This is a genomic window from Halomonas sp. 707D4 (assembly GCF_024158685.1).
Classification (GTDB): Bacteria; Pseudomonadota; Gammaproteobacteria; order Pseudomonadales; family Halomonadaceae; genus Vreelandella.
Genome location: NZ_JAMZBD010000384.1, coordinates 1 through 3,004, shown reverse-complemented (window position 1 = coordinate 3,004; position 3,004 = coordinate 1). Strand labels below are relative to the sequence as shown.

4 protein-coding genes are annotated in these 3,004 nt (G+C 66.3%); 1 reads left to right on the top strand and 3 read right to left on the bottom strand.

The window, feature by feature from the left end:
* The 3 genes from BIS11_RS14000 to BIS11_RS13990 form a co-directional block, all read right to left on the bottom strand.
* The coding region (locus tag BIS11_RS14000; protein ID WP_253586346.1) for an FUSC family protein at positions 1-625 on the bottom strand (625 nt) is incomplete at its 3' end.
* Between the two features lie 4 nt (positions 626-629).
* Positions 630-1,502 (bottom strand): HlyD family secretion protein, encoded by an 873-nt coding sequence (locus BIS11_RS13995; RefSeq protein WP_253423433.1) that lies wholly within the window; start codon positions 1,500-1,502, stop codon positions 630-632.
* Entirely contained in the window at positions 1,502-1,720 is a 219-nt protein-coding gene (locus BIS11_RS13990) for a DUF1656 domain-containing protein (RefSeq protein ID WP_253423435.1), read from the bottom strand. The genes BIS11_RS13995 and BIS11_RS13990 overlap by 1 nt, the downstream gene beginning before the upstream one ends.
* Positions 1,721-1,886: 166 nt before the next feature.
* Between BIS11_RS13990 and BIS11_RS13985 the strand changes: the two genes are divergently transcribed.
* Positions 1,887-3,004, top strand: a 1,118-nt coding sequence (locus tag BIS11_RS13985) for an FMN-binding glutamate synthase family protein (protein ID WP_253586345.1), incomplete at its 3' end; no start/stop codon positions are given.

Sequence of the window (3,004 nt, the reverse complement as noted above, 5' to 3'; positions counted from 1 at the left end):
CGCCGCGCAGCGCCGCCTGCATGGCGGCAGTGTCATCGCTTGCCTCAAGGCGCAGCGCGGCGTGGCTGAAGGCGCGGTTGATCACCGTGTCCGCCTGCCGGGCCAGGTGTCCGCCCACTTTTGAGGGCCACAACAGCGAGCTGACCAGGGTGGCGCAGATCGCGCCGAGGCCGAGCTCGGTGAGCCGCGCTACCGCCACGTCGAAGATGCCCGCCGGGGTGCTGCCGCTTGAGATCACCACGATCAGCATCGCGGTCACCGCCGCCATCAGACAGCCGTAGGTATAGTTGTTGCGCCAAAGCGAGCCCACGTAGGTGCAAAGCGCGATCCAGAGCGTCAACGTCATTAGCGCCGGCACCCGCGCCTGGGCGAACAGCGCCATGATTGCGACCCCCGCCACGGCGCCGACGAAGGTGCCGCCGAGCTGGCAGATGCCCTTCTCGATCACCATGCCGCTCATCGGTCGCACCTGGAGAAAGGCCGCCGAGATGAGCGCCCAGTAGGGGCGCTCGAGATCGAAAAAGAAGGCGATGTAGAGTGCGAGCATCATCGCCACGGTGGTCTTGATGGCGAACTGCACCGCCGTGACGTCGGGCATCAGGTAGGTTTTGAGCAGCGGCGGCATCGGGCTACTCGGCGGCGTCGGCGGGGCGGATACGCACGGTGGCGGTCATGCCCACGCTCAGAAGCGTCTGGTCCGGCACCTCGTCGAGCGCGATGCGCACCGGGATGCGCTGGGCCAGGCGTACCCAGTTGAAGGTGGGGGCCACCTGGGGCAGGAGCTGAGCGTTGAGCGCGGTGTTGGCATCGGCGATGCCACGACCGATGCCCGCCACGCGCCCTTGAAGCGGCGTGTTGCCCTGCATCAGCGTCACGTCCGCCGGGTCGCCGACGCGGATGTCGGCCATCTTGGTTTCCTCGAAGTAGCCCACCACGTAGTAGGAGTCGTCGCGAATCAGCGCCATCACCGGAGTGCCACGGTTGACGTAGTTGCCGGCGGTGAACTGGACGTTGAGAATGTGGCCGCTCGCGGGAGCGGTGGCGCTGGCGCGCTCCAGGTCGAGCTGGGCGGCCTCCAGCGCAGCCTCGGCCTGCTCGAGATCCGCTGCCGCCACCTGGGCATCGATCTGGGCGATCTGCTGGTTCTCCTGGCTGATCGCCCGGCTGTTGCCCAACTGGTTGCGCCGGTTGGCCTCGGCGCGGCTGAGTTCCAGCGTGGCCTGGCGGTGGGTGACTTCCGCCTGGGCCTGGTTCACCGCCGCCTGGTAGCGGGCAGCGTCGATCTGAAACAGCGGGTCGCCCTCGTCGACGTGATCGGCATCAGTGACCGAGAGCTCGCGCACCCAGCCCGCGACGTCCGGGGCGATGGTGATCACGTCGGCATGCACGCGGCCATCGCGGGTCCAGGGCGTGTAGAGGTAGTAGCGCCAGAGCCAGGTGCCCGCAGCGATGGCCAGCGCCACCACCACCAAGGTCAGCAGAATACGCAGGGAAGGTCGCATCAGGGATTCTCGAGCAAGACGGTGAAGACGAAAGTGATCAGCGCGGTCGCGATCACGAACAGCGAAACGTCGAACCACGCCTCGAACCAGAGCGGGCGGGTGGGTGCTAGAAGGTGCAGGAGCGTGCGCAGCAAAAGCGTCGCGATGAAGCCCAGCAGGGCATAAAGTAGCAGCGGACTGATGAAGATGCCGCCGATGGCGATTTCCTGAAGACCCATGACAACCTTGCGTGAGTGAAGGGCGATGAGTAGTCATGGTAGTCGGTTATCTCGGTGGTGTCCGCTTGGCGCGCGCCAAGCGTCGCTGCGCCGGCGGGTTTGCGGCTATGCTGAGCGAGGCAGGCAGCATAGCCGCTCGAATTTCAACCCGGGGAGAACCAACGCCATGGTCAGGGCAATCGGATTGACACGTATCGCGCGGCGCAACGCCGTGTTCGTGACCTGCAGCGTGCTGCTGGTGGTATCGCTTGTCGGGGCCACCCGGGCGTGGCCCTGGTGGATCGGCGTAGTGGTGTTCGGGGCGCTGACGCTGGTGGGGATCTACGATGTGTCTCAGAAGCGCCGCACGGTGAGCCGCAACTACCCGATACTGGCCCACTTTCGCTACTTTCTCGAATCGATCGGGCCGGAGATTCGCCAGTACTTCATCCAGTCGGATCTCGACGAGCGGCCGTTCTCCCGCGAGCAGCGCGCGGCGGTGTATCAGCGCGCCAAGAACGAATCCGACAAGAAACCCTTCGGCTCGCTGCTCGACATGTATCACCCGGGCCATGAGTGGATCAACCACTCGCTGGCGCCGACCACCATCGACGATCACGACTTTCGCGTCGAGATCGGCGGGCGGCACTGTCGCAAACCCTATTCCGCCAGCATCCTGAACATCTCGGCGATGAGCTTCGGCTCGCTCTCCGGCAACGCCATCGAGGCGCTCAACAAGGGGGCGAGTCGCGGCGGCTTCTACCACGATACCGGCGAGGGCTCGATCTCGCGCTACCACCGCCTGCACGGCGGCGACCTGGTGTGGGAGATCGCCTCCGGCTACTTCGGCTGTCGCCACGACGACGGCACCTTCAACGCAGAGCGCTTCGCCGAGAATGCGCGCGCCGATCAGGTCAAGATGATCGAGATCAAGCTCTCGCAAGGCGCCAAGCCCGGCCACGGCGGTATTCTCCCCGCTGCCAAGGTGACCCGCGAGATCGCCGAGGCGCGCGAGGTGCCGATGGGCCAGGACGTGATCTCGCCGGCGGCGCACAGCGCCTTCACCACGCCGCTCGAGCTGATGGCCTTCATCGGCCGGCTGCGCGAGCTCTCCGGCGGCAAGCCCGTGGGCTTCAAGCTTGCGATCGGCCACCCCTGGGAGTGGTTCGCCATCGTCAAGGCGATGCTCGAGACCGGCCAGCGCCCGGATTTCATCGTCGTCGATGGCGGCGAGGGTGGCACCGGCGCCGCCCCTCTGGAGTTCATCAACCGCCTCGGCGTGCCGCTGACCGAGGCGCTCACGCT